This is a genomic window from Xanthomonas sp. 3793, from assembly GCF_024806835.1.
Taxonomy (GTDB): domain Bacteria; phylum Pseudomonadota; class Gammaproteobacteria; order Xanthomonadales; family Xanthomonadaceae; genus Xanthomonas; species Xanthomonas arboricola_F.
This window is the reverse complement of the sequence record NZ_JANTYU010000002.1, coordinates 79,043-104,228: the sequence shown is the minus strand read 5'-3', so window position 1 is coordinate 104,228 and position 25,186 is coordinate 79,043. Positions and strand designations below refer to the sequence as shown.

34 protein-coding genes are annotated in these 25,186 nt (G+C 61.9%); 31 read left to right on the top strand and 3 right to left on the bottom strand.

Annotated features, from left to right (window positions below):
* Positions 1-30: 30 nt before the first annotated feature.
* The 12 genes from FHY18_RS06760 to FHY18_RS06705 all read left to right on the top strand — a co-directional run bounded on the left by FHY18_RS06760 (position 31) and on the right by FHY18_RS06705 (position 6,090).
* Positions 31-1,044 (top strand): phage major capsid protein, P2 family, encoded by a 1,014-nt coding sequence (locus tag FHY18_RS06760; protein WP_259152953.1) that lies wholly within the window; start codon positions 31-33, stop codon positions 1,042-1,044.
* A gap of 3 nt (positions 1,045-1,047) precedes the next feature.
* Positions 1,048-1,767 (top strand): phage terminase small subunit, encoded by a 720-nt coding sequence (gpM, locus tag FHY18_RS06755; RefSeq protein WP_259152952.1) that lies wholly within the window; start codon positions 1,048-1,050, stop codon positions 1,765-1,767.
* Positions 1,768-1,868: 101 nt separating this feature from the next.
* On the top strand, positions 1,869-2,336 hold the full coding sequence (locus FHY18_RS06750; protein ID WP_259152951.1) for a head completion/stabilization protein: 468 nt from the start codon (positions 1,869-1,871) through the stop codon (positions 2,334-2,336).
* Complete coding sequence (locus FHY18_RS06745; protein ID WP_259152950.1) at positions 2,336-2,545, top strand: tail protein X; 210 nt, start codon at positions 2,336-2,338, stop codon at positions 2,543-2,545. The genes FHY18_RS06750 and FHY18_RS06745 overlap by 1 nt, the downstream gene beginning before the upstream one ends.
* A 4-nt stretch (positions 2,546-2,549) precedes the next feature.
* On the top strand, positions 2,550-2,906 hold the full coding sequence (locus FHY18_RS06740; RefSeq protein WP_005917737.1) for a phage holin family protein: 357 nt from the start codon (positions 2,550-2,552) through the stop codon (positions 2,904-2,906).
* Entirely contained in the window at positions 2,899-3,174 is a 276-nt protein-coding gene (locus FHY18_RS06735) for a phage holin family protein (protein ID WP_259152942.1), read from the top strand. Before FHY18_RS06740 ends, FHY18_RS06735 begins: the two co-directional genes overlap by 8 nt.
* Positions 3,174-3,812 carry a glycoside hydrolase family 19 protein gene (locus FHY18_RS06730; protein WP_259152940.1) on the top strand — a complete coding sequence of 213 codons (639 nt, stop codon included), beginning with the start codon at positions 3,174-3,176 and terminating at the stop codon, positions 3,810-3,812. Before FHY18_RS06735 ends, FHY18_RS06730 begins: the two co-directional genes overlap by 1 nt.
* Entirely contained in the window at positions 3,812-4,300 is a 489-nt protein-coding gene (locus tag FHY18_RS06725) for a hypothetical protein (protein ID WP_259152939.1), read from the top strand. Before FHY18_RS06730 ends, FHY18_RS06725 begins: the two co-directional genes overlap by 1 nt.
* Positions 4,297-4,716 (top strand): phage tail protein, encoded by a 420-nt coding sequence (locus tag FHY18_RS06720; protein WP_259152938.1) that lies wholly within the window; start codon positions 4,297-4,299, stop codon positions 4,714-4,716. The genes FHY18_RS06725 and FHY18_RS06720 overlap by 4 nt, the downstream gene beginning before the upstream one ends.
* The gene (locus FHY18_RS06715) at positions 4,704-5,162 is read left to right on the top strand and encodes a phage virion morphogenesis protein (RefSeq protein WP_259152937.1); all 459 of its coding nucleotides are present in this window, start codon (positions 4,704-4,706) and stop codon (positions 5,160-5,162) included. The genes FHY18_RS06720 and FHY18_RS06715 overlap by 13 nt, the downstream gene beginning before the upstream one ends.
* A 38-nt stretch (positions 5,163-5,200) precedes the next feature.
* A complete protein-coding gene (locus FHY18_RS06710) occupies positions 5,201-5,413 on the top strand; it encodes a hypothetical protein (RefSeq protein WP_259152935.1) in 213 nt (70 codons plus the stop codon).
* Between the two features lie 32 nt (positions 5,414-5,445).
* A complete protein-coding gene (locus tag FHY18_RS06705; protein ID WP_259152934.1) occupies positions 5,446-6,090 on the top strand; it encodes a hypothetical protein in 645 nt (214 codons plus the stop codon).
* Positions 6,091-6,169: 79 nt separating this feature from the next.
* Here FHY18_RS06705 and FHY18_RS06700 read toward each other — a convergent pair whose 3' ends face one another.
* Positions 6,170-6,871 (bottom strand): FRG domain-containing protein, encoded by a 702-nt coding sequence (locus FHY18_RS06700; RefSeq protein WP_259152933.1) that lies wholly within the window; start codon positions 6,869-6,871, stop codon positions 6,170-6,172.
* 132 nt (positions 6,872-7,003) lie between these two features.
* Here FHY18_RS06700 and FHY18_RS06695 point away from each other — a divergent pair, with 132 nt between their 5' ends.
* The 4 genes from FHY18_RS06695 to FHY18_RS06680 are packed head-to-tail and all read left to right on the top strand — an operon-like array spanning position 7,004 to position 10,535.
* Complete coding sequence (locus FHY18_RS06695; RefSeq protein ID WP_259152931.1) at positions 7,004-7,894, top strand: baseplate J/gp47 family protein; 891 nt, start codon at positions 7,004-7,006, stop codon at positions 7,892-7,894.
* Positions 7,887-8,432, top strand: coding sequence for a phage tail protein I (locus FHY18_RS06690; RefSeq protein ID WP_259152930.1), 546 nt, complete (start codon positions 7,887-7,889; stop codon positions 8,430-8,432). The genes FHY18_RS06695 and FHY18_RS06690 overlap by 8 nt, the downstream gene beginning before the upstream one ends.
* 9 nt (positions 8,433-8,441) lie before the next feature.
* Positions 8,442-9,947 (top strand): phage tail protein, encoded by a 1,506-nt coding sequence (locus tag FHY18_RS06685; protein ID WP_259152929.1) that lies wholly within the window; start codon positions 8,442-8,444, stop codon positions 9,945-9,947.
* Positions 9,948-9,956: 9 nt separating this feature from the next.
* The gene (locus tag FHY18_RS06680) at positions 9,957-10,535 is read left to right on the top strand and encodes a phage tail protein (protein WP_259152928.1); all 579 of its coding nucleotides are present in this window, start codon (positions 9,957-9,959) and stop codon (positions 10,533-10,535) included.
* A 9-nt stretch (positions 10,536-10,544) separates the two neighbouring features.
* On the opposite strand, the gene FHY18_RS06675 is transcribed toward FHY18_RS06680, so the two are convergent.
* Entirely contained in the window at positions 10,545-11,108 is a 564-nt protein-coding gene (locus FHY18_RS06675) for a putative adhesin (RefSeq protein WP_259152927.1), read from the bottom strand.
* A 143-nt stretch (positions 11,109-11,251) separates the two neighbouring features.
* On the opposite strand from FHY18_RS06675, the gene FHY18_RS06670 reads away from it, so the two are divergent.
* From FHY18_RS06670 to FHY18_RS06620, 11 genes are all read left to right on the top strand, one after another.
* Positions 11,252-11,815: a phage baseplate assembly protein V gene (locus tag FHY18_RS06670; protein WP_259152925.1), complete on the top strand. Its 564-nt coding sequence runs from the start codon at positions 11,252-11,254 to the stop codon at positions 11,813-11,815.
* Positions 11,812-12,171, top strand: a complete 360-nt coding sequence (locus FHY18_RS06665) for a GPW/gp25 family protein (protein ID WP_259152924.1) — start codon at positions 11,812-11,814, stop codon at positions 12,169-12,171. The genes FHY18_RS06670 and FHY18_RS06665 overlap by 4 nt, the downstream gene beginning before the upstream one ends.
* An 11-nt stretch (positions 12,172-12,182) precedes the next feature.
* Complete coding sequence (locus FHY18_RS06660; RefSeq protein WP_259152923.1) at positions 12,183-13,349, top strand: phage tail sheath protein; 1,167 nt, start codon at positions 12,183-12,185, stop codon at positions 13,347-13,349.
* A 30-nt stretch (positions 13,350-13,379) separates the two neighbouring features.
* Positions 13,380-13,889 carry a phage major tail tube protein gene (locus FHY18_RS06655; RefSeq protein WP_259152921.1) on the top strand — a complete coding sequence of 170 codons (510 nt, stop codon included), beginning with the start codon at positions 13,380-13,382 and terminating at the stop codon, positions 13,887-13,889.
* A 45-nt stretch (positions 13,890-13,934) separates the two neighbouring features.
* Entirely contained in the window at positions 13,935-14,237 is a 303-nt protein-coding gene (locus FHY18_RS06650) for a phage tail assembly protein (RefSeq protein ID WP_259152920.1), read from the top strand.
* Between the two features lie 8 nt (positions 14,238-14,245).
* Entirely contained in the window at positions 14,246-14,359 is a 114-nt protein-coding gene (locus tag FHY18_RS06645; protein WP_005922203.1) for a GpE family phage tail protein, read from the top strand.
* Positions 14,360-14,388: 29 nt separating this feature from the next.
* Positions 14,389-17,259 (top strand): phage tail tape measure protein, encoded by a 2,871-nt coding sequence (locus tag FHY18_RS06640; RefSeq protein WP_259152897.1) that lies wholly within the window; start codon positions 14,389-14,391, stop codon positions 17,257-17,259.
* A gap of 12 nt (positions 17,260-17,271) precedes the next feature.
* Positions 17,272-17,673: a phage tail protein gene (locus tag FHY18_RS06635; RefSeq protein ID WP_180315912.1), complete on the top strand. Its 402-nt coding sequence runs from the start codon at positions 17,272-17,274 to the stop codon at positions 17,671-17,673.
* Complete coding sequence (locus FHY18_RS06630) at positions 17,670-18,656, top strand: phage late control D family protein (protein WP_259152895.1); 987 nt, start codon at positions 17,670-17,672, stop codon at positions 18,654-18,656. Before FHY18_RS06635 ends, FHY18_RS06630 begins: the two co-directional genes overlap by 4 nt.
* 90 nt (positions 18,657-18,746) lie before the next feature.
* The gene (locus FHY18_RS06625) at positions 18,747-19,664 is read left to right on the top strand and encodes a nucleotide-binding protein (protein WP_259152894.1); all 918 of its coding nucleotides are present in this window, start codon (positions 18,747-18,749) and stop codon (positions 19,662-19,664) included.
* A 5-nt stretch (positions 19,665-19,669) separates the two neighbouring features.
* The gene (locus FHY18_RS06620; RefSeq protein ID WP_259152893.1) at positions 19,670-20,434 is read left to right on the top strand and encodes a hypothetical protein; all 765 of its coding nucleotides are present in this window, start codon (positions 19,670-19,672) and stop codon (positions 20,432-20,434) included.
* A 313-nt stretch (positions 20,435-20,747) separates the two neighbouring features.
* On the opposite strand, the gene FHY18_RS06615 is transcribed toward FHY18_RS06620, so the two are convergent.
* The gene (locus tag FHY18_RS06615) at positions 20,748-21,185 is read right to left on the bottom strand and encodes a helix-turn-helix domain-containing protein (protein WP_259152892.1); all 438 of its coding nucleotides are present in this window, start codon (positions 21,183-21,185) and stop codon (positions 20,748-20,750) included.
* An 89-nt stretch (positions 21,186-21,274) separates the two neighbouring features.
* Between FHY18_RS06615 and FHY18_RS06610 the strand changes: the two genes are divergently transcribed.
* The 4 genes from FHY18_RS06610 (at position 21,275) to FHY18_RS06595 (ending at position 25,039) form a co-directional block, all read left to right on the top strand.
* Positions 21,275-21,514 carry a DNA-binding protein gene (locus FHY18_RS06610; RefSeq protein WP_259152891.1) on the top strand — a complete coding sequence of 80 codons (240 nt, stop codon included), beginning with the start codon at positions 21,275-21,277 and terminating at the stop codon, positions 21,512-21,514.
* 2 nt (positions 21,515-21,516) lie between these two features.
* Positions 21,517-21,837 carry an ogr/Delta-like zinc finger family protein gene (locus FHY18_RS06605; RefSeq protein WP_229018864.1) on the top strand — a complete coding sequence of 107 codons (321 nt, stop codon included), beginning with the start codon at positions 21,517-21,519 and terminating at the stop codon, positions 21,835-21,837.
* Between the two features lie 9 nt (positions 21,838-21,846).
* On the top strand, positions 21,847-22,125 hold the full coding sequence (locus tag FHY18_RS06600) for a hypothetical protein (protein ID WP_259152890.1): 279 nt from the start codon (positions 21,847-21,849) through the stop codon (positions 22,123-22,125).
* Between the two features lie 217 nt (positions 22,126-22,342).
* Positions 22,343-25,039 (top strand): toprim domain-containing protein, encoded by a 2,697-nt coding sequence (locus FHY18_RS06595; protein ID WP_259152889.1) that lies wholly within the window; start codon positions 22,343-22,345, stop codon positions 25,037-25,039.
* Positions 25,040-25,186: the final 147 nt, after the last annotated feature.

Genomic DNA, 25,186 nt, shown 5'->3' with positions numbered 1-25,186 from the left:
CGCCGCCAGCGCCCCACTTTCGGAGCCACCATGCAAAACGCCACCCGCCTGCAGTTCAATCAGTTCGCCGAGCAGATCGCCAAGCTCAACGGCATCACCTCCGCTTTCCACTCGTTCGCCGTCGATCCGACCGTGCAGCAGAAGCTGGAATCGCGCATGCAGGAATCGAGCGAGTTCCTGTCCAAGATCAACATCATCCCGGTAGATGAACTGTCCGGGCAGAAGGTGGGCATCGGCGTCACTGGCAGCATCGCCAGCCGCACCGACACCGGTGCCGGCAAGACCCGCATCCCGCGCAGCGTCGCCGCGCTCGACAAGAACGAGTACATCGCCAAGAAGACCGACTTCGACACCGCCATCCCGTATGCGCTGCTCGATACCTGGGCCAAGTTCCCGGACTTCCAGGCACGCCTGCGCGATGCCATCGTCAAGCGCCAGGCACTGGACCGCCTGCAGATTGGCTTCAGCGGCACGCACGCCGCTGCTGACACCGACCGCGCCACGTTCCCGCTGCTGGAAGACGTCAACATCGGTTGGCTGCAGCAGTACCGCACCAACGCCGCCCAGCGCGTGCTGGCGAGCGGCAAGGCGGCCGGCAAGGTCGTTATCGGCGGCGCCGGTGCCGACTACGGCAACCTCGATGCGTTGGTGTATGACGTGGTGAGCAACCTGCTGGACCCGTGGCACCGCAAGGATCCGAGCCTGGTGGTGGTGCTCGGCCGCGACCTGATGCACGACAAGTATTTCCCGATGGTCAACAAGGACCAGCCGGCCAGCGAGAAGATCGCCACCGACCTGATCCTGAGCCAGCGCCGCGTCGGCGGCCTGCCGGTGGCCGAGGTGCCTTACCTGCCGGACGGCGCGTTGATGGTCACTTCGCTGGCGAACCTGTCGATCTACTACCAGACCGGCGGCCGTCGCCGTTACATCCAGGAAGTGCCGGCACGCGATCGCATCGAGAACTACGAGTCCTCCAACGATGCCTACGTGGTCGAAGACTACGGCCTGGGCTGTGTGGTCGAGCACATCGAGATCGAGGCCTAAGCCATGGCCGACAGTCCCGCCAAGCGCCACCACAGCCGCGTGCTCGCCGAGCTGGAAGCCGCCCAACGCGCCCCGCACCAGCTGATGGCCGGTGCAACCGCCTACGAGCAGCACATGGCGCAGCTGCAAAGCGATCGCCTGCGCTTGAAGCAGATCCAGTCCACCCAGGGCAAGGCCGCGCTGAAGGTGCAGCTGCTGCCCGGGTACGCGCCGTACCTTGCCGGCGTGCTGGCCGGCGGCCAAGGCGCGCAAGACGAGGTCGTCATGACGTGCATGGTGTGGCGCATTGATGCCGGCGACTATGCCGGCGCGCTGGAGCTGGGCGCCTATGTACTCAAGCACAGCTTGCAGATGCCCGACCGCTTCTCCCGCACGGTGGGCTGCGTGCTGGCCGAGGAAGTCGCCGAGGCGGCGTTGTCAGCGCAGAAGACCGGCCTGGCGTTCGATGCGGCCGTGCTGGCCGACACCGCCACGCTGACCGCCGAGCAGGACATGCCCGATGAGGTCCGCGCCAAGTTGCACTTGGCACTCGCCCGCGCATCGCTGGCGGGTATCACCGATGAGACGCCTGCCGACCAGGCGCAACCCATCGCCGCGGCCGCCGTGGCTGACCTGCAGCGCGCCATCGCGCTGCACGGCAGCTGCGGCGGCAAGAAGGATCTGGAGCGCGCCGAGCGCCTCCTGAAGAAGTTCAGCGCTGAGCCTGCGGGCACCAGCGCATAACCGAGCGTCCCCGCAACCCTCGCCGGCTCGGGGCCGATCCACAGCGTCTCTCTCCCGCTGCGGTGACGCCCCGACCACCGGCGATCTATTCCGAGCCATCCATGAGCGGATTCACTGCCACCGGCACCACCAGCGCCGCGCCCGATGCGATCGCCAATGCGCCGTTTTGGCCGGCGATCGCACCGGCAGGCGTACGGGCGAACATGCGCCTGGATGGCACCATCACCGATGCGCGTCTGCGCCAGGCCGTCGTCGCCGCCATGCTGGCGGTCAACGATGAGCTGCAGTCCTGGGCGGATATGCACCAGGCGGCTGGATACGCGGCGTTGAGCGATGTGCCCAGCACCACCGTCGATGGCGTCTCGCGACGCGTGCAGCTGTACCTGCGCGCCGTGGCATGTGCCACCGCCGTCGAGGTGGCAGAGCGCTACCGCAGCTTCGACGCCACCGACAGCGCCAACCAGCGCGCCGACGACCTATCGCCGAGCATCACCGAACTGCGCCGCGACCAGCGCTGGGCCGTGCGCGATCTGCAGAACCTGCCGCGCAGCACGGTGGAACTCATCTGATGCGCGTGCATGCCATGCAAGGCGACACCGTCGACCTGCTGTGCTGGCGCCACCTGGGCAGCACGGCCGGCTTGGTCGAGCGCACCTACCTCCTCAATCCCGGCCTGGCCGAACTGGGCGCCATGCTGCCGCATGGCACGCCAGTGGAGTTGCCCGAGGTAACCACCACCACGGCGGCGATGACGCCGCTCGTGCAGCTATGGGACTGACCTGATGACCGAACCCACCTCCGTATCGAGCGGCTTTTTGATCGCCACCGGTGTGGGCCTTGCCTCCGTGCTGCCCGGCATCGACGGCGACGCGCTGATCGGCGCCTTCGCCGGCGGCGCGCTGTTCGTGGTGTCTGCCGCCAAGCAACCGCTGCTGGCGCGGCTGATCTATTTCCCGGTGAGCGTGATCGCCGGCTACCAGTTGGCACCGGAGCTCCTGCGCTGGCTCCCCATCAAGTCCAGCGGTGTGGCGGCCTTCGCCAGCGCGGCGTGCGCCATCACCGTCACGCTGGGCTTGATCGAGAAGAGCAAGTCCTTCGACTTTTCCTTCCTACGTCGTGGAGGTCCGCCCAGTGCATAGCCTGGTCACCGTCCTGACGTTGATGGCCTCGCTCGCCATCTGCGTCCGCCTGCTTACCTACCACCGGCCCGTCGATGCGCGCCATCGACGCGGCGCGGGCTGGTGCGCGTGGCTGCTGATCGCCAGCACCGGCGGCCAGGCGCTGCACATCCTGATGGCCGGCGCCGGCTCCCACGTCAGTCCGTGGCACCTGGGCACGTTGACCGTGCTGGCAGTGCTCACCTACCGCGCCCAGGGCAATGTGGCGCGCATCCTCAAGGTCGATTGATGTTCACCGATACCCAGCTTGCCTCGATCATGCAGTGCTCCGCGCAACGCGCACAGCGCTGGCACGGCCCACTGCTTGCCGCCGCCAACCGTTTTGGCATCACCACCAAGCGCCGCGCCGCGCATTGGCTCGGCCAGGTCGGTCACGAAAGCCTGAGCCTGTCGCGCATGGAAGAAGGGCTGATTTACACCACCAGCGCTCGACTGTTGGAGGTGTTTGGCGCGCGGATCACACCTGCCCAGGCGCCCAAGTTTCTGCGTAACCCGGTCGGCCTGGCCAACTTTGTCTACGCCGACCGCTTGGGCAACGGCGACGCCGGTAGCGGAGACGGTCACCGCTACCGGGGCCGTGGTCCGATGCAGCACACCTTCCGTGGCAACTACCGCCGTATCGGTGAGCTGATCGGCCTGCCCGTCGAAGACCAGCCCGACCTGTTGCTGCAGATCGAGCCAAGCGCACTGGGCGCGGCAGCGTACTGGCACGACAACGGCCTCAACGCGCTGGCCGATACGGGGGACGTGCTGGGCCTGGGCCGCAAGATCAACCTAGGCAACGTGCGAGCCAAGCGCTTACCGGAGGGCCACAGCGATCGCGTCACTCGCACACAGCGCGCCCTGCAGATCCTGGGCGTCAGCTGATGATCACGCGCGTCATCATCCTGCTGGCGCTGATTGCAGTGCTCGTCGGTGGCTGCGTGTGGCAGGAACAGCGCGTCAGCGCCGCGCAGACAGACCGCGATGCCGCGCTGCAGGCCAAGCGCCAGGCCGAGGCAGAACGCGACAGCGCCAAAGGCTCCACCACCGTTGTGACGCAGTACGTCGACCGCGTGCAGATCGTGCGCGAAGTCGGCGCCACCATCACCCGCGAGATCCCGATCTATGTCACCCAGAAAGCAGACGCTGCTTGCGCTATCCCTGCTGGCTTTGTGCGGCTGCATGACGCCGCCGCCTCGGGCAACCCTGCCGGGCCGCCCACCGGAGATCCTGATGCGCCGGCCGCCGGCATTACGCTCTCTGGCATTGCCGGTACCGTCGCCGACAACTACACCAGCTGCCATGCCACCGCCGCACAGCTGAGCGCGCTGCAGGACTGGATCGATCTGCATGCACCGGAGCCGGCGCCATGATCAAGCCTGCCAGCCTGCGCGCGCATCTGGTTGCGGCCTTACCGGACCTAGCCCGCGATGCCGACCGGCTGCTGGTATTTATCGACGCCGGCAGCCTGCTCAGCACGTTCCAGCCCGGGCTGTCGTTCGAGTACCAGTACACCCTTAACCTGATCATGACCGACTATGCCGGCCATCCCGACAGCGTGATGCTGCCGCTGCTGGAATGGGTGCAGGTCAATCAGTCGGAGCTGCTGTCCAACCCGGCGCGCCGAGGCGACATCGCCTTCGAAGCCGACATCCTCGCCAACGATGCAGTGGATCTGTCGATCAAGTTGCCGCTGACCGAGCGTGTCGTGGTGACGGCGAAGGATGGGGGCGGCTACGACATGACCCATGCGCCTGAGCCGCAGATCGATCCGTCATGGATGACCTGACCGCACTGGAAGACTGGGCCGCACCCTTGCTGGCGCGTCTGCAGGAAGGCGAGCGCCGCAAGCTCGCGCGCAAAATCGGCACCGCCCTGCGGCGATCGCAGAGCCAGCGCATCGGTCGACAACAGGCACCTGACGGGACGCCCTACGCACCGCGCAAAGAGCAGCTGCGCGATAAATCCGGCAGAGTCATACGCAAGAAGATGTTTGCCAAGCTGCGGCAAGCCAAGTTCCTCAAGGTCAGCGCCAGTCCCAACGAGGTGAGCGTGGGATTCATGGGGCGCGTGTCCCGAATCGCTCGTGTGCATCAAGAGGGAATGACAGAACGAGTGCGCCCAAGTGGGCCAAGTGCCACTTATGCTAGACGTCGACTGCTAGGCATAAGCGAGCACGACAAGGAAGAAATTATGAATCTGATCCTCGCAAAATTCGCGAATTCTCCTTTATGATCGGAGTGCACTCCATGCAAACCACAGAACGAGCAATCATGAACACCGAATTCAAGACTGCAATGCTATATGGCGACATGAGTGCCGATAGCGCTGCCGACCAATATCCACAGGTCACAGTTTGTGAGAACTGCATCGAAGAGGATAGCAAGCGTGGCGAGGATCAGATCATAGTGCAGATTACTGGCGATTACGACTCAATCTACGGAGAAGAGTGTTACATCTGCGACACCCCTGCAGAAGAGGGTTAATCGAATTACCAGTCACTTGGCGAATCAAAAAAATGCCTGACGATGAAGGAAGCGGTAGCCAACAACCAGGCGCCTGGAGATTAAGGAAATTAGTAATATGGGCTGCGATTCCGTCTGTCCTTGGCTTTTTTGCCTGGATTCTAATTAACGGACCTACAGCATTACAGAATTCACGAGCACTTCCATCTGAGACCATAAAAACGTGGTCAACTTTCAGTGCCTGGCTACATGAAGATGAAGAGTGGAATGGATATTGGTCAGCCTCATCAGAAGGGTATATTAATTCTTCGGAGATGGATCTTTCAAACTCCGATCTTGTATTAATTTTATCGGCATCGAATGGGGCACTCAGTGGAACCGTTGCAAGCAAGTCAATTTGCCGAGCTATCCCACTATTCAACTACAATCTGGTCGATGGGGAAATTTCAATCACGGGCAACACTGCTAGCATTACAATATATGACTACATTGGCGGCAGGAAAGTCGAGCTAGAATCCTTGCGGTTGCGTCGCGATGGCGCAGTGATAGAAGCAATCTCGCGAGGGGGACTTCTGCAGATGCCTGATTCACCTATTCGCATAGCTCGGCGCCCCCATGGCTCTAAGGATGAAAATCTTGAGCCAGATCATCAATACTGCCTCGAAGAGCGGAATGCCCTTTTCGAGAAGGTGCGATAAAAGTAAATTCTATTATTCCACAAAGCCGAATGGCTGAAGTGGTAATTTTGCATCGAATATAGATAGAAAGGGAATCCGTCTATCCAAATTGCCTGTCATTATATTTCCCATTGAGAGATAGACAGAGCCCGTGAAGTCCAGGATAGACTGTCCTAGCAGTCACGCCGTGCCGCTCGAGCGAATATAGTATTCCCATACGGCAATCGGCAGGAATTCGAAGCGCCCGCAGCTTTTGCTTGACATCGGAATTACCCTCTAGAGGAACAAACCTACGTGCAACATTTGAAAAGGGGTGAAGCGTAAACCAACCATCCTGAGCAATTATTCGCTCATTATTCAATCTCGGCTGAAATACACGCGTTCTCGACTGATCGAATGGATCTTGCTTATATAGATCCTTGACGAGAAAATTATCTGATTCTAGAGCATAGACATACGCATCACCTGGTTCTCTATCTGAGCAGGCAAACCAGAGTGCAACCAGCGGATTAATCGTCCAATCCAATAATCTAGTCTTCATCCCGTAGTGTTGTGCAACCACCAGATCATCTAACAACGTCCCACCGTACATTGATAGGAGGGAAGCGCCCTGTAGCTGTAGCTGCTCAAGCACATGCCGCTCAATCTTCTCGGTATTCCTGCCAGGCTCTGACCTCGCTATGCCAGGCAAAAGATTGCCTTTTATAGCCTGCCCGCGAAAAAGGATAAGCTCCCCAAAGAAGCCGTATTCATCAGTTACCTTGATAAAATCCAAGAAACTTTTTATTTCCGACTGTTTCAAAGCAGCACCCTTCTTAAAAGACCCAAAAGCATCAACGATAAATCCTGTATGCGCCGAGTCTACTCATTAACCGTCTCGCCTTCCAATGACCGGCAGATCAGCCTTTGGTGTACTGAAACCATTGTTTGAACCATGGCATCATTTACGGCTGTCGACCTTTCCAAACTCCAGGCTCCAGACCTAATCGAGGTACTGGACTTCGAAAGCATCTTTTCCGAGACGCTGGCCCAGTTCCGGCGCCTGATGCCCGAGTTTTCTGCGCTCACGGAAGCAGACCCGGTCTACAAGCTCCTGCAGCTGTTCTCGGCCCGCGAGCTGCTGCTCCGCCAGCGCGCCAACGACAAGGCGCAGCAGACCATGCTGGCCTTTGCCACCGGCACCAACCTCGATCACCTCGGCGCGCTGTTCGGCGTTGCGCGTCTGGTGCTCGATCCGGGCCAACCCGAGATCGACATCGCACCGACCTACGAGTCGGACGTGGACTTCCGCCGCCGGATCCAGCTGGCGCCGGAAGGCTTCAGTGTTGCTGGCCCCGAGGGCGCCTACATCTATCACGCGCTCAGTGCAGCGGCCGATGTCATGGACGCCAGCGCCACCAGCCCCGCGCCTGGCCAAGTCCTGGTCACCGTTCAATCGCGCACCGGCGATGGCACGGCTCCCCAGGCGTTGCTGGACGAGGTCGCGGCGATCCTCACCAACGACGACGTGCGCCCGCTGACCGACAATGTTGCGGTACAGAGCGCCCAGATCGTCCCGTATGCCATTCGTGGGCGTGTTTACACCTACGCTGGCCCAGACTCGGCAGTGGTCATGCGCGAAGCGATGCGCAGCCTGCAGGCGTATCTGGACGAAGCTCAACGCATCGGCCGTGACGTGCCCGAGTCAGCGATCAAGGCCAAGTTGTTCGTCGATGGCGTGCAGCGTGTTGAGCTGGACTCTCCGGCTGCCGACATCCGGATCAGCCGCACGCAGGCTGCGTACTGCATCTCGATCGACATCGTGCACGCCGGCATCGATGAGTAGTTCACCGCTACCGCCCAATGCCACGCCAATGGAACGTGCCCTGGCGGCCGTCACCGAGCGCTTGGCCGCCATCCCGCTGCCGTATCCGGACCTGTGGAATCCAGATACCTGCCCGGCAGGTCATTTGCCGTGGCTGGCCTGGACGCTCTCGGTCGATGACTGGAAAGCCGACTGGAGCGATGCGGTCAAGCGCTCGCGCTTGCGTAGCGCCATGGCGATCCAGCGACGCAAGGGAACAGCCAACAGCGTGCGCATGGTCGTCGAGTCGTTCGGCGGTGCGGTCGCCATCCGCGAGTGGTGGCAGACCGAGCCGCGCGGCCAGCCGCACACCTTCGAGCTGGCGCTAACGCTGACCGGTGCCGATGGACAAAGCGCCAGCGCCCGGTTCGTAGAGGAAGTCATCGCCGAGGTCGAGCGCACCAAGCCCGTGCGCTCGCATTTCAGCTTCACCCAAGGATTCCAGGCCGAAGCCCGACTCAACGTCGTGGCGTGCGGCAGAACCACCTTGTTCCTGCGCCTGCAGTGCAAGGCGAGCTAGAGAGCACACATGCCCGGACTCAAACTCAAGATCACCACCGCCGGCCGCCAAGCGTTGGTCAATGCCAAGCAGACCGGCACACAGGCGGTGACCATCGCCGCCGTCGGTTTGACCAGCGCAGCGTTCGTGGCCGATGCCGAGCTCAAGGCGCTGCCGTCCGAGATCAAGCGCCTGACCACCATCGGCGGGTCGGTCACCGCCAAGGACACGATCCACGTGTCGGTGCGCGACGAATCCAATGGCGTATACAGCTGCTACGGGTTCGGCCTTTACCTGGCCGATGGCACGCTGTTTGCCGCCTACGGCCAGCCCGCATTGCTGGTCGAGAAGTCCGGCGCCGCCTCGGTGCTCCTGGCGATTGACGTGGTGCTGGCAGACGTAGATACCGCCCAGATCACCTTCGGCGATACCAACTTCACCGACCCAGCGGCAACCGTCGACGTGCCGGGCGTGGTTCGCCTGGCCACCGACGCCCAGGCCGTCGCCGGCCTGGACAAAGAGCGGGCGGTGTCGCCGGCCAACCTGCTCGCATCGCTTGACCAGCGCCTGGGCGCCATGGGGCCGACCGAATTCATTAAGGAGCTGCTGTCGCGCCCCACCGCAGCGACTGCCCGCAGCCTCCTGGGCATTCGCACGGCTGCACTCAGCGACGCCGGTCACGGCAATGGCCTGGATGCGGACACGCTGGATGGCCGCCAGGGCGAGTGGTACCGCGATTTCCGCAACATGCTCAACGTGCCGCAGTCGTTCCTGCTGCCTGGCCAGATCGTCGTCATGGCATCGCTGTACCCGCCCAACGGCCTGCTGGTCTGCGATGGTGCGGCGATCTCACGCGCCAAGTACCCTGCCCTGTTTGCCGCCATTGGCACGGTCTACGGCGCAGGTGACGGCAGCACCACGTTCAACGTGCCCAAGATCAAGGACGGCACGGTCATCACCCATACCAGCCTGGCCACCGCCGTGGGTTCGTACGGCGCCGGCCAGGTCATCTCTCATGCGCATGGCGCCACTGCAGCCGCCGTGGGCGACCACGCGCACTACACAGCGCTCGGCGCAGCTGGTATTCACGCACACGGTGCCAGCAGTAACCCAGCCGGCGACCACGCCCATGGCGCGTGGACAGATACGCAGGGCTGGCACGGCCACAGCGGCAGCACCAGCGCCTCCGGCGACCACCAGCACCCGGGCGTGATCCCGTCGGGCGCCGTGAACGGATACGGCGTTTTCCGCGAGCGCGACAACGATGCGGCACCTTCAGATGGATGGACAGGTGCAGGCGGTAACCACGCACACAGCTTCGGCACCGATGGCGCAGGCAACCACGCACACAACATCGGCATGAACGGCTCCGGCAACCACACCCACGGCATCGGCATCGCCGAGGGCGGCAATCACGTCCACGTGGTGGACCACCGCGGCGCCGGCGCCCACGACCACGCCATTACCGTCAATGCCGCCGGCGGCGAAGACAACCTGCCGGCCGGTCTGCGCATGACCTACTGCATTGCTTATTGAGGACTCACCATGACCGCAACGCTCCCACGCACCAGCACCGCTTATGCCTTTGATCCCACCACCGGCGAGCTCACCGGCCCGGTGGTCGTCTATCTCTCTGAGCTGGAAGGTCGCTACCCGCTGCCGCCCAACACGGTTTCCACCGCGCCGGCACCACCTGCAGGTCTCTATCAGCGCCATCGTTTGTCGTCAGCCACTGGAGCTTGGAAGTTGGTTCCGGACTACCGGGGCGTGATGCTTTACAGCACCAACACCGCCATGCCCGTCGCCAACACGCTGGCGTTGGGTGATGCTCTGCCGCTGGGATGCACAACCTCGCAGCCGATCGCCTTTCTTCCCGGCGATTTCCGCCGCAACGTGTGGGACGATGTACGTGCCAGCTGGCGCGCAGATCCCGATTACAGCGCAGTGTTGGTGTGGGAGAAAGCCACCGGCGCGATCGCAGCGCGCCTGGCCGCGGGCATCGAATTGCCCGGGCAGCTGACTACTGTGGCGCCTCCGATGGTGACCGATGGCACACCGGTGTGGGACGAGGATGCACAGGCCTGGTCGGCGCTTTCACTCACGCCTGATGACACGATTGGTTAACCGCTCTCTCTACTTCCCATACACGGTGCAAGCAGCCCAGCGAATCTGCACTCCACCTTTTGATTTGAAATGTTCGCAAATCGCATAAAGCGTGCGCGGATTTTTCGATAGGACGGTGTACGAAGTGTCCTTAGGCTTATCGATTACTGAAAAACCCGGCTCATTGTAGGCAAACAAGGTGAAGTTTGGACATTTCTCACCCTGAGCATACACCCAGCGCGTTTTAGCATTAACGCTTACATCCCCATCCGGATCAGTGTCGTACTCACCTGCTTTTTTATCCCACAAAATGGGCAAACGTGCCGGCAAAAGATCATTTGAAGCAATTGCAATCCCATGCGCATCATCCAATCCGACACCTACCCCCTGGTATATGACGATCTGGATATCTTTTGGAACCACGAACTCACCATAGACGCCTCCACTCTTCACCCATTCCCCATGCCCCTCGCAGACCACAACATCCCATCCTTGTGGAACTGCAGGCCGAGTCAAGCGCGAACTCACTCTTAGTGGCTTTTTATCATCCCCGTCAGGCGGATTAAAACCGCCCTTGCCATAAACTGCTGACATTTCCAAACCCTCCGCATCGACTTTTTATCAAGCTAGCTCACCTCTGAACTCCCGCCCGACAATTTGTCTCACGCTCCGGGTAACCCTTAGGTTTACAAGATACCTGTTGTGACTTGCTCCTCACGGTCACCGACCATGACTGCATGGGCAACGCATCTTCCGCACTGAGCAACGCCATTCGTCTCGGCACCGTTGCCGAGGTGAATCTCACCACCGCGCGGTGCCGCGTGCAGGTCGGCGAGATGCTGACCGACTATCTGCCTTGGGTTGTCACGCTGGCCGGCACCACGATCATCTGGTCGGCGCCAGCGGTTGGCGAACAAGTGGTAGTGCTGTCGCCGGCCGGCGACCTGGCCGACGGCCTGGTGCTTCGCGGCCTGTACTCCGACCAATTCGCAGCGCCTGCCGCATCCGACACGCTGCACGTGCTGCGCTTTGCCGATGGCGCGCAGATCCACTACGACACCGAGGCGCATGCGCTGCAGGCCACACTACCCAGCGGCGGCACAGCGACTATCACCGCCGATGGCGGCATCACGCTCAACGGTCCGCTAACCGTCAACGGCGAGACGACGCTCAACGGCGACATCACGATCGCCGGTACCGCGACTGCGACCACCGATGTCGTGGCAGGCGGGATCAGCCTCAAACACCACAAAACCACCGGCGTCACAGCCGGCAGTGCGCTCAGTGGCGGCCCCCAGTGATCGGCGTCGATGCCACCACGGGTCGCGTGATTCAGGGCGAACAGCACCTCGCCCAGTCGATCGCCTGCATCCTCACCACGCCCATCGGCACGCGCGAGCAGCGCCGCGACTTCGGCTCGCTGCTGCCCGAGCTGATCGACCAGCCGTTCAACGGCGCCACCCGCACGCTGCTCTATGGCGCGACCGCCACTGCGTTGATGCGCTGGGAGCCACGCTTGCGCCTGACCCGCGTCGACCTGGTCGTCGGTGATGCGCCTGGCAGCTTTGTGCTGACGATCGAAGGCGAACGCACCGACGTTGCCCCCGCCAATGCGCGCTCGCGCATGACCATCCCGCTCCGCTTCCGCTCGTCCTGATCGAGGAATCTATGTCCACTGCCTACCACCACGGCGTCCGCGTCATCGAAGTCAGCGCGGGCACGCGCACCATCCGCACCGTCTCCACTGCTGTCGTCGGCCTGGTCGCCACGGCCTCCGATGCGGACGAGAAAGTATTTCCACTCAACAAGGCGGTGCTGATCACGGATGTGTTGGGTGCGGTCGCCAGCGCCGGCACCCAGGGCACCTTGCGCGCCACGCTGCAGGGCATCGCCGACCAGACCAACCCGGTGACCATCGTCGTGCGCGTGGCCGAGGACGCAGATGCGGCCAAGACCACCAGCAACGTCATTGGCGAGGCCAAGTCCAGCGGCTACACCGGCCTGTATGCCTTGCTCGCCGCGCAGGCACAGCTGGGCGTGCGCCCGCGCATCCTGGGCGCGCCTGGCCTGGACACGCTGCCAGTCGCCAAGGCGCTGACCACCATCGCCAAGAAGCTGCGCGCCATGGCCTATGTGCGCCCCGTGGCCGAGACCGTCGCCGAGGCGGTCACCTACCGTGGGCAGTTCAGTGACCGCGAGCTGATGCTGATCTGGCCGGACTTCCTGGCCTTCGACACCGCCACCAGCACTACGACGGCCGCGTATGCCACTGCGCGTGCGCTTGGGCTACGCGCCAAGATCGACACCGACCAGGGCTGGCACAAGAGCCTATCCAACGTGCCCGTATCTGGCGTTACCGGCATCTCCAAGGATGTGCACTGGGATCTGCAGGACCCGACCACCGACGCCGGCGTCCTCAACGAGGGCGACATCACCACGCTGGTGACCTTCAACGGGCAACGCTTCTGGGGGTCACGCACGTGTGCAGAAGACGCGATGTTCGCGTTCGAGACGGCCACGCGTACTGCGCAGATCCTGGCCGACACCATCGCCGAGGGCGTGGCGTTCTACGTCGACAAGCCGATGCATCCGTCGCTGGTCAAAGACTTGATCGAAACGATCAATGCCAAGTTCCGCGACCTGAAGTCGTCCGGCTATTTGATCGATGCCAACGCCTGGTACGACGGCACGGTCAATAGCGCCACCACGCTCGCCGATGGCGCGCTGCGTATTGACTACGACTACACGCCGGTACCGCCGTTGGAGAACCTGCAGCTGTACCAGAAGATCACCACCAGCTACCTGGCGGATTTCGCCGAGCGCGTCAACGCGTAACGCACCCGCCTTAGATTCCCGGAGAACCCCATGGCTTTGCCCAAGAAACTCAAAGCGCTCAACCTGTTCAACGACGGCGAAAGCTATCTCGGCCAGGTGGTCGAAGTGAAGCTGCCCACGCTGTCCCGCAAGATGGAGGAGTACCGTGGCGGCGGCATGAATGGACCGGTCGACATCGACTTCGGCCAGGAGAAGATCGATCTCGAATGGAAGTGCGGCGGCCTAATGCGCAGCGTGCTGAATCAGTACGGCGCCACCACGCACAACGCCGTGCAGCTGCGCTTTGCCGGCTCCTATCAGCGCGATGACAGCGGCGATGTGGATGCAGTGGAAGTGGTCGTGCGCGGCCGTCACAAGGAGATTGATCCCGGTACCGGCAAGGCCGGCGATGACACCGAGTTTTCGGTCAAGACCTCGGCCAGCTACTACAAGCTCAGCATCAACGGCGCACCCGTGATCGAGATCGATCTGATGAACATGATCGAGATCGTCAACGGCGTGGATTTGCTCGCCCCGCATCGCCGCGCCATCGGCGCCTGACCCTCCCGGCCTGGCGCCGCCAGGCCTCCACCCTGAGACCTCCCGATGACCCCGACCTTTTCCCCAGCCATTTCCCTCGACCAACCGATCGTGCGCGGCGAGCAGACCATCACCGACCTCAAGGTGCGCAAGCCCGGCGCCGGCGAACTGCGCGGCCTCAAGCTGACCGACGTGCTGCAGCTGGATGTCACCGCGCTGGCAACACTGCTGCCGCGCATTTCCTCGCCCACGCTGACCACCGCCGACGTCAATGCGATGGATCCGGCCGACCTGCTGGCGGTAGGCCAGGAGGTGCAGGTTTTTTTCTTGCCGAAGGCACAGAGGGAAGCGGATTTCCCGACTGCGTAGAGGATGCGATGGCCGACATCGCGGCCATCTTCCACTGGCCGCCGTCTGAAATGGACGGCTGGTCGCTGCACGAACTCACGGCGTGGCGCGAGCGTGCCCGCCTACGAAGCGGAGCCGAATGATGCCCCACCCCACGAACGAGGCCGCCTAAATGGCGGCCTCCGACAATCTGCGCCTGCAGGTCATCCTGGCGGCCGTCGACCGCGCCACTGGCCCGTTCCGTCGCGTGTTGAGCGGTAGCCGCGGCGTTGCCACCGCACTGCGCAACCAGCGCGACGCGCTGCGTCAGCTCAACAGCCAACACCGCGATATCGGCGCCTACCGCGAGCAGGTCGCGATGGCGCAGCGCGCCAAGGCCGCGCTCGACGCGCAGCGACAATCGGTGCGCACGCTTGCCCAACAGATGAACGCGGCCGGCACGCCTACGGCGGCAATGAATGCCGAGTTCGAGCGAGCCGTTCGCACCGCACGCGAACTCAAGGCAGCCCACGGCGCGCAGGAGGCCGGCCTGCAGCGACTGCGTGGTCGTCTGGAGACGGCCGGAATCAGCACCCGCGAGCTGGTCACGCATGAGCGCCGTTTGCGCGGCGAGATCGAGAGCACCAACACCGCCATGCGCGCCCAGCAACAGCGCCTGGCGGCGATCGATGCCGCACAGCGTCGCAGCGCCCGCATCCAGAGCGCTGGCCTGCAGGCGAGCGCCTACGGTGCCGGCATGGCGTTCGCCGGCCAGCGCGCACTGGGCGTCTCGGTGCTGCCGATCAGCGATGCGATGGAGTTTGAGTCGGCCATGGCCGACGTGCGCAAGGTCGTGGACTTCAAGACGCCGCAGCAGTTCCTGCAGATGGGCCGCGATGTCGAGAACCTCTCCATGCGCCTGCCGATGCTGCCGACGGACATTGCCAAGATTGTCGCGGCCGCCGGCCAGGCCGCCATCCCGCGCCAGGAGCTGGTTCGCTTCGCCGAGGACGCGGCCAAGATGGGTGTGGCCTTCGACAGCAGCGCTGAGGAAGCCGGCCAGACCATGGCCACCTGGCGCACCGCCTTCCGGATGGGCCAGGCGGAAGTCGTCGTGCTGGCCGACAAGATCAACTATCTCGGCAACACCGGCCCTGCCAGCGTCAACAAGATCAGTGCAGTGGTGAACCGCATTGGTGCCCTGGGCGAGGTCGCCGGCCTGCAGAGCGGGCCACTGGCAGCGCTGGGCGCCACCGTCGCCGGCATGGGCATCGAGTCGGAAGTCTCGGCCACCGGCATCAAGAACATGCTGCTCACCCTGGCCTCGGGCGAGTCGGCCACCAAGAGCCAGCGCGAGGCCTTCGACAAGCTAGGTATCAAGGCCACGACCATGGCCCAGGTCATGCAGAAGGATGCAGGCGGGGCGATCATGTCGGTGCTGCAGAAGCTGCGCGCACTGCCCAAGGCTGAGCAGGCCGCGACCATGACGCAGCTGTTCGGGCGCGAGTCGATCGGCGCGATCGCACCGCTGCTGACCAATCTGGAGCTGCTGCAGGGCAACTTCGCCAAGGTCGCCGATGCGCAGCGCTATGGCGGCTCGATGTCGGCCGAGTACGCCTCGCGGGTGGCCACCTCGGCCAACTCGCTGCAGCTGCTGAAGAACACCGCCGTAGTGGTGTCGCAGTCAATCGGCCAGGCGCTGCTGCCGCAGTTCAAGGAACTGACCGAGCGCACGGCTGCGGTGGTCGGCCAGGTCACGACGTGGATCCGCGCCAATCCAGTGCTGGTGGGTGCGATCGCAAAGACGGCGATCGCCACCGCCGCGCTGGTCACGATCCTGGGTGGCCTGCTGGTGGCCGGCGGCGTGGCGGCGATGGCGTTCTCGCAAATCCATGGCGCCGTGGCGCTGCTGTCGGGTGGTGGCGGCTTTGGTGCGCTGCTGCGGCAGGGGCTGGCGTTCGGCGGCCGCGTGCTGCCCATGCTCGCCAATGGCGCGCGCCTGCTGCTGCCGCTGCTGGGCGGCGTCAGCCTGCCGGTGCTGGCGATCGGCGCGGCTGTCGCTGCGGTGGCGCTGCTGGTGTGGAAGTACTGGGGGCCGATCAAGGCCTTCGCCATTGGTGTGTGGCAAGGCATCGTCGATGTCGCCGCGCCGGTGCTGGCCGAGCTGCAGGCCGCACTCGCGCCGCTGGCGCCGGTGTGGGACACCGTGGCCGCTGCAATGGGCCAGGCCTGGGCGTGGGTCAAGCAGCTGCTGACGCCATTCGAGGCCACCACCGCGCAGTTGAACGGTGCAACGCAGGCCGGTCGCGGGTTCGGGCAGATCCTGGGCGCGGTGCTGGTCACCCAGCTGCAGCTGGCGGTCAAGGCGATCGGCTGGCTGGTGCAGGCGTTTGTGTTCGTGCTGCCGGTGATCAAGCAGGTGCTTGGCGGCGTGTGGCAGACCGTCCAGGGCACCTGGTCGCTGATCGTGGGGGTGTTCACCGGCAACGGCGATCGCATCCGCCAGGGTCTGCTGCAGCTGTGGGCGGGCATCAACCTGCAGCTGGCCAATTGGCCGGCGCGGATGCTGCAGGCCGGCGCCGACATGATCAGCGGCCTGATCCAGGGCATCCGCTCCAAGCTCGGCGCGGCCGGCGATGCGATCGCCAGCGTCGGCACCGGTGTGGTCGATCGCTTCAAGGGCCTGCTGGGCATCCACAGCCCCTCGCGCGTGTTTGCCCAGTTGGGCGACTTCACCATGCAGGGCCTCACCGTGGGCCTACAACGCGGCCAGGGCGAGCCTGTGCAGGCCGTCACGGCGCTCGGCAACCGGATGCGGGCGGTGGGCGCCGGCCTGGCCCTGGCGACGGCCACAGCGCCCGTGGCGGCGATCGACAGCCGTGCGCCGTTGTCGGCCCCTGTGCGTGCCGCCAGCGCGCCTGCAGGCGGCAACAGCTACGTCATCCACGTCCATGCCGCACCCGGTATGGATGCGACCGCCCTGGCGCGCGAAGTCGCCCGCCAACTTGAAGAGCGCGACCGGCGCACGGCGGCGACCCGCCGCTCCAGTCTGCGCGACGACTGAGGATCCACCCCGATGATGATGTCCTACGGCACGTTTGTGTTTGCCCTCGATAGCGCCGCCTATCTGCAGCTGCAGCGGCAGATGAGTTGGCGCCACGCCACCAGCGATCGCGTCGGCGCGCGAGCGGCCAGCCAGTTCCTGGGCCCAGGCGATGAAACCATCGAGCTATCAGGCTTGATCGCACCGGACCTGACCGGCTCGCGTGGGTCTCTGACCACGCTGCGCAGACTCGCAGCCGCCGGCGAGCCGTTGCCGCTGGTTGATGGCACCGGCTGGGTGTATGGGCCGTATGTGCTGCTGGCGGTCAACGAGACGGCCTCGCTGTTCTTCCCGGATGGCACGCCACGCCGTGTCGAGTTTCAACTGAGCCTGCGCCGCACCGACGACATTGCGCCCGAGGCGACCGCCGCATGAGATACCCCATTCCGCAATGGCGCGTGGTGCTCGATGGCAGCGACCTCACCGAGCGCATCGCTCCGCGCCTGCTCGACCTCACCCTCACCGAATGCCGAGGCGGCGAAGCCGACCAACTGGATCTGCGCATCCACGATCACGACGGCAAGATGGCGCTGCCCAAACGCGGCGTGCGCTTGGCCGTAGCCTTGGGCTGGAAAGACACCGGCCTGGTCGACAAAGGCAGGTTCATCGTGGACGAAGTGGAATACAGCGGTGCGCCGGACATCATCACTGTGCGCGCGCGTAGCGCAGACCTCACTGCCGACATGCGCACGCGGCGCGAACGCAGCTGGCACAACACCACGCTCGGCGCGGTGCTCAACACGCTTGCCGGCGAGCATGGACTGACACCGCGCGTCGCCGAGGCGCTGGCACGCACCAAGCTGCCCCATCTTGACCAGGCCAACGAGAGCGACATGAATTTGCTCACCCGCCTGGGGCAGCGCTTCGATGCGGTGGCAACGGTGAAGGGAGGTGCGTTGGTGTTTGCGCCGATCGGCGCCGGCACTACAGCGACCGGCAAGCCACTGCCTACCGTCACCCTGACGCGTCGCGATGGCGACCAACACCGCTACTCCGTTGCCGACCGCGATGCCTACACCGGCGTGCGTGCGTACTGGGTGGACAAAGGCAAAGCGCGGCGGCAGTCGGTGCTGGTGGGCACAGACGATAACGCCAAGCGCCTGCGCGAGTCGTATGCAGATGAAGCAACGGCGCGCCAGCATGCGCATGCGGAGCTGGAGCGGGTGAAACGCGGCTTGGCGAAGTTTGACTACACGCTGGCGATCGGACGTGCTGAGATATTTCCGGAGCAAATCATTGCTGTAGTCGGCTTCAAACCTGAAATAGATGCCCAAACATGGTTAGTTGCAAAAGCAGCGCACACAATCGACGTTAGTGGGTTTAAGAGCTCTGTAGTACTGGAAAGCGTACTCAGCTAGTGCATTCAGTACATTAATTTGGTTATGGTGGCATCTAGCCGATATTGATTTAGGCCGCCACGCAATCGCAATATAACGACAAGGATGGACATGTTTAACTTGGTAATCTCCTCCAATCCAGACATCTTGACGGACAATTTCTGCGAACTAGACAGGAATCGCGTTGCCACTGAATACACCGCTGATGAAATTAGCGAGCGCTATAGAAATCTAAGCCCTGAAATGATTCAAGAGCTGAAAGGGTTCGTTACGCTATTCGTTATCGAGAACGAAGCTGAAGAATCGAGAATTGGAAAGATAACAGAAATTAGATTGCGTCAGTCTACCGTGCTGATTCGCTTTGAATTTGACCCCAGTATTCCAGCGTTACCGAGGGGTGCTATCGAAAATATCAGGTCAGAAATCGACTTGGGAAGATGGGAGCTCTCAAGAACGCACTGGGCCGTTAAAGATGAGCCAATTCTAGATATTTTACTGCGCAAAGGCTATATAACACAGAACCATATACAAGCTTCACAGAGCTTTATAAGCAGCGAATCAACATACCCGCCGAAAATACCCAGCCCGCCAGGCGAGTTCAACAAGAAGCAAGTATTCATAGTTCATGGGCATGATGAATTAGCCAAACTTGAGATGTCAGATTTTATTTCGAGCTTGAAACTGGAACCTATCATATTGCACATGCAAGCTAGCTCGGGCCGCACAATTATTGAGAAGATCGAGCATTATTCAAATGTCGGATTTGGCATAGTCTTATATACACCATGCGACGTGGGGGCCAAGGTAGGTGCGTTGGCCTCTTCATTTCGCGCACGCCAGAACGTAGTGTTCGAACATGGCTATCTTATTGGAAAGCTAAGTCGATCAAGAGTGGCAGCCGTCGTTAAGGGCGAGCTGGAAACACCCAACGATATTAGTGGTGTTGTGTACGTTCAATTGGATGCAGCAGGGCGGTGGAAAGAAGAGTTGAAAAAAGAAATGAGTGCAGTAGGCTACCTCAAGGATTGACACCAATGAATTCAGAAAAATCCGATGTATGCGCGATCGTAGTTGACCCAGCTAATGGCAGGGTCACCGAGATAAAAAATACTGTACTTGTAAATCAAATAACGCGAGATGCAACACGGATTGGCCTCTCGTTTGATAAAATTCATGAAGATGCCTTGCTCAAGATAAGTGAGCAGTTCGCTAAGTGTTCCGCCCTCTTAATGACGGGGCTTATTCAGGCGGGGCGTGAGGAAGATGAATTGCGGACTGCCTGCGGCGAGCTCCTTTTTAATGCACTCAATACTATTTGTGCGGCGACCCTATTGCTTAGGGGCGGATTTGTGCTACAACCCGGAATAATTCTTAGATCTAGCTTTGAATCCTTGGCGGTCATTTTGCATCTGGTGCAAAATCAAAATGACCTGCCGTCTTACAAAGCTGATAATTTCAAGTCATCGAATGCGATAAAGAGCGCAAAGGTAGTATTCCCTCCATTTGGGCATATGTACGGCTTCTATAGCGATGAATTTAGCCACATAGGGAATCTCCATAAACAATTAACACCAATTCGAGAATACTCGGAGTCCAACGAACAGCTCAAATTGAACCTCCACTTTATTTCATCTGCCGTCTGGATGGCTTATGTAACTTGCGAATTGCTTTTTCTCGACATAATAAATAGACCGCGCTATTGGTCAAGAGTTGAGATAAACTTAGAGAATCGCGAAGCATATCAATACTCGCCGTCGGAAAAAGAAATTTCGTGGGCGCGTGATTTCACTAATTTTTAGATGTCACTTCATCAACAACGCAAAACTTTACAAGAACTAGTTAATTTCCTACTAGTCAGTTGGCAGTTCTCCTATAGTCACTAGCGATTCCCTAAGCAATTCTAGTCACGGATGTCAGGTCATCTCGTGCCGCCAGGATGGTTGCCACTCGATCGCACGGAGCAATGCGCCGATACCCTTAGAGCTGCCGGCCAAACACCGGCGGCTTTTTTCATACCTACTCTGCCTTGCGGTTCTCAGCATCTAAACGTCTGCCGGCCGCTGCCGATAACGCACTCTTTTGCGAGGACCAGCTGTCCTATGTTTAAGTTGATCAGGACTTCTTTTTTTTACGTCCGCCAACAGTAATCTGCATGTTGCTCTGATCGATCGGTGCGTTGGTAGAAATCACGGAGCCGATTTCGTTGTTGTTGAACGATAAGACAGGGCCGGGGCTAGCCTTGGAAGACGAGGCATCGGCCGAAAAACCCAATGCAGCAAGCACAGCGTTGCGTGCAGCCGGTGACGCGTCTTTGAACGCAGATAGCAAAAGCCTGTCGGCGGGATCCAACTGCGCCCGATGTCCAGACAGCACGTACATGACATCAACGCCACGGTCTAGCGCGGCCAGTAGATAAGCTCCGCCAGGCAGATTGATGTCTTTCTCGAAGTTCAGTTGCGCGTAGCGCGTGAGGCCGAGTTGCACAGCCATCTCGTCCTGCGTCAGGCCAAGTCGCTTGCGCTCTTCCTTCAGGCGTTTCCCTACGGTCATTACAGGCATTTCCTTACTTGACAATGTTGAGTTAAGTCCACAAAATTCCCAAAAGTAGACGGAACCGCCACATGCCCCGGAAGAGTCAAATGCAGCAGTTCACGCCCCGCAGCCCAGAACAGGCGCGGCAGTGGCTCGAAGCAAATGGCATCACGGTCTCGGCATTCGCCAGACAGAACGGCGTGGATCGGTCGATCGTGCATGACCTGCTCCGTGGCCGTTCCCAAGGCAAATACGGCGAGTCGCATAAAGCGGCAGTCGCATTGGGTCTCAAGGAACCACCTAATAGTGCCACACAAATCCCAACCGCCAAGAGCTCAAGGGGGTGAGCATGTTCGGTCGGAAGAAGGTTGTTTTCAGTTGCGAGGCCTGCAGCAGCAGGCTGATCAAGCGCACCAGTTCGCTGGCGCACAAGTACCTGCGGCACGACTCCTATGTTTGCGAGAACCCGATGTGTGGAGCGACCTACACCGGCCACTCAGAGCTCACCGGTATCGCCAGTCCAAGCGGCGTCCCGACCGCACACAGTGAATTGCCGCCCACACCCGCGTTTGAACGCGCCCTGGCCCTCCAGGCCTACCGCGAGACGCTCGGCGACCGTCAGCTCGATCTGATCACCACCGGCGGGGAGCCGGTCTTCCCACTCATCTGAGGCACCCCTATGCGAAACACCCTTGACTGGGCGGCACTGCCGCCCACGGCGAAGCTTTGCCTGCAGGTTGCGCTGCTGCACGGCGGCCTGCTGCAGACCGAGAATGGCTACATCGGTGGCGATGCGCCTGCCGATACGCAGGAGCGCTTCGGCGCCGTTGTCATTGCACAGCTCATGCAACACGACTTGCTCACTGCTGATTGCATCGAGGAGCGCCGCGTGGCACTGACCGACTCCGCCATGGTGCTGTTCCACGCGAACACGCCGCGCACCGGGGCGAACGCGTGAGGGCGCCCTGTGGCTGGTATAGCGCGCAGGAGCCGCGCTTTGTCGACACCGCTGCGCACGCGCCGCAGCGTGTCCGTCCGTGCGCCAAGCACGCCGAGGCCCAAGCCCTAACTGCTGCTATCGAAGCACACCGCCTGGCAGGCGGTGCCTACATCGTGCTCGACGGCACTCCGGCCATGCCAGCGCTTCAGCGCCGGCCAGGCGCGTAAGGACGCACATGCAAGAGGATCTGCGGCAACAGGTGCTGTCCCGGCTAGAACGGGATTACGGACTCAAGCACCGTAGTGGTACCGAGTACATGCGCGGCGGCAAGTGCCCGTCGTGCGGCAAGAAAGAGCTTTACACCAACCATCTCAAGCCTTGGGTGGTGAAGTGCGGCCGCCAATCCAAGTGCGGGCGCGAGCTGCACGTCAAGGATCTGTACGACGACCTGTTCGACGACTGGTCCAAGCGCTTCCAGCCAACGGCTGCGGCTCCCAACGCTGCGGCCGATGCATACCTGCAGTTCTCACGTGGCTTTGACCTGGCGCCACTGAAGGGCCTCTACACCCAGGACAGCCACTACGATCGCAAGATCAGCGCGGGCACTGCGACTGTGCGCTTTGCGCTGGGCAAGGGCGGCTGGTGGGAGCGCCTGATCGATCGTCCGCATCGCTTCGGCAAGCAGAAGGCGCGCTTTGCGCCAGGCCAGAGCTATGCAGGGGTGTGGTGGGCGGCGCCTGCATCGCTGACAGCCATGCAGACGGCGCGCGAGGTGTGGATCGTCGAGGGCATCTTCGATGCGATCGCGCTCCTGCAGCACGGCGTGTGTGCAGTGTCGGCCATGTCCTCCAACGCATTTCCGGAAGAATCGCTGCGCGAGCTGGCCAAGGCACGCATGGCCGATCTTCCGACGCTCGTGTGGGCACTGGACAACGAGCCAGGTGCCCGTGCCTACACGCACAAGCACATCAAGCGCGCAGCGGCGCTGGGCTTCGGCTCGCGGGCCGCGCAGATCGTGCAGCGCGACGGCAAGAAGACCGACTGGAACGACCTGCATCTGCGCGCGATCGCGTCCGACGATTCCAAGCAATGGGACAACGACGTCAAGGAAGCCCGCTACCAGGGTGACCTGCTCGTGGCCCGCACGGCGGTGGACAAAGGCCTGTTGATGTTTGAGCACGACGGACGCAACGACTTCTGGCTGGAATATCGCTCCCGCCTGTACTGGTTCGATTTCGACACGCAACGCTTCGACAAGCTGCGCAAGGAGAAGCTGGGCGACATCGATGCCGACGACGGCGACGAGGTTGCTGCCGAGGATCTGAGGAAGATCAAGCGCGCCGCCTGTTCCGTGCAGAAGATCGCCAACTGCTACCCGGAGGCACTGTATTTCCAGCGGCAGGAGGTCACGGATGAGAGCTGGTACTACTTCCGCGTCGATTTCCCGCACGACGAGCCCAGCGTAAAGGGCACCTTTACCGGTGGCCATGTCTCCAGCGCGTCCGAATTCAAAAAGCGCCTGATCTCTCTGGCGGCCGGCGCGATGTTCACCGGTACCGGCCACCAGTTGGACCGCCTGATCGAGGAGCAGACCGAGGCCATCAAGAAGGTCGACGCCATCGACTTCGTGGGCTACAGCAAGGAACACCGCGCCTATCTGCTCGGCGATATGGCCGTGCGCGACGGCGAGCTGGTGACGGCCAACGAAGAGGACTACTTCGAGTTCGACAAGCTGCGCTTGAAGACCACGCAGAAGTCCATCCGGTTGGAGATTCAACGCGACGCCGAGGCGTTCCGTGTGGACTGGCTGCCTTGGCTGTGGCAATGCTTCGGCACGCACGGCATGGTCGCCATGACGTTCTGGTTTGGCTCGTTGTTCGCCGAGCAGATCCGCGCCGGGCACAAGAGCTTTCCGTTCCTGGAAGCCACCGGTGAGGCCGGCGCCGGCAAGACCACGTTGCTGACGTTCCTATGGAAGCTGCTGGGCCGCTCGGACTACGAGGGCTTCGACCCGGCCAAGTCGTCCAAGGCCGGCCGTGCGCGCGCCATGGGCCAGGTGTCCGGCATGCCCGTCGTCCTGCTGGAGGCCGACCGCAGCGAGCCTGACAAAGCGCACTCCAAGACGTTCGAGTGGGATGAACTGAAGGACTTCTTCGGCGGCGGCACCCTGGCAACCCGTGGCGTGCGCAACGGCGGCAACGAGACTTACGAGCCGCCGTTTCGCGGCACGATCGTGATCACCCAGAACGCCGCGGTGGACGCCAGCGAGGCGATCCTCACGCGCATCGTGAAGCTGCACTTCAAACGGCCGCAGGTCACCACCGAAAGCCGCATCGCGGCCGACAACCTCAACGCGCTGCAGGTCGAAGAAGTCAGCCATTTCCTTGTGCGCGCCATCCGCCAGGAGCGTGCCATCCTCGATCTGTTCGCCGAGCGTGTGAAGGTCTTCGAGGCCAAGCTGCGCGCGCAGCAGGATCTGCGCCTTGAGCGTGTCATCAAGAACCACGCGCAGATGCTGGCGCTGTTCGACTGTCTGCGCCTGGTCGTCGCTCTGCCTGACGACATGGTCGAGCAGACGCGGCTCGCGTTGTTGGACATGGCCCTGGAAAGGCAGAAGGCGATCAGCGCGGACCACGCAATGGTCAACGAGTTCTGGGAAGCCTACGAATACCTCGAAGCCACCGGCCACGGCAAAGCCGTGGTCAACCACAGCCGCGACGCGCAGCGCATTGCAATCAACCTCAATCACTTCGCTGCGCGTGCTTCGCAGTTCAGCCAGTCCGTGCCTGATCTCAAGGTGCTGCGTGCGCTGCTCGGGGACTCCCGCCGGCACAAGTTCATCGGCGCGAACGTAGCCGTCAACAGTGCCGTCCTCAAGGACGATCTGACCGGCGTCGGCACCACTGTGAAGTGCTGGGTGTTCCAAAAATGAGCGCGCTCGCACGTGTGAGAGATTTTGAGAAATTTTCGTTGACATCCGCCCAGGAGCGGAGCAACCATTACTCCGTCGCCGCACAATCGGCGACCGGGTTTGACAGCCTGAATCAACGGCGCACCAGCGCCCATCGACCGATGCACG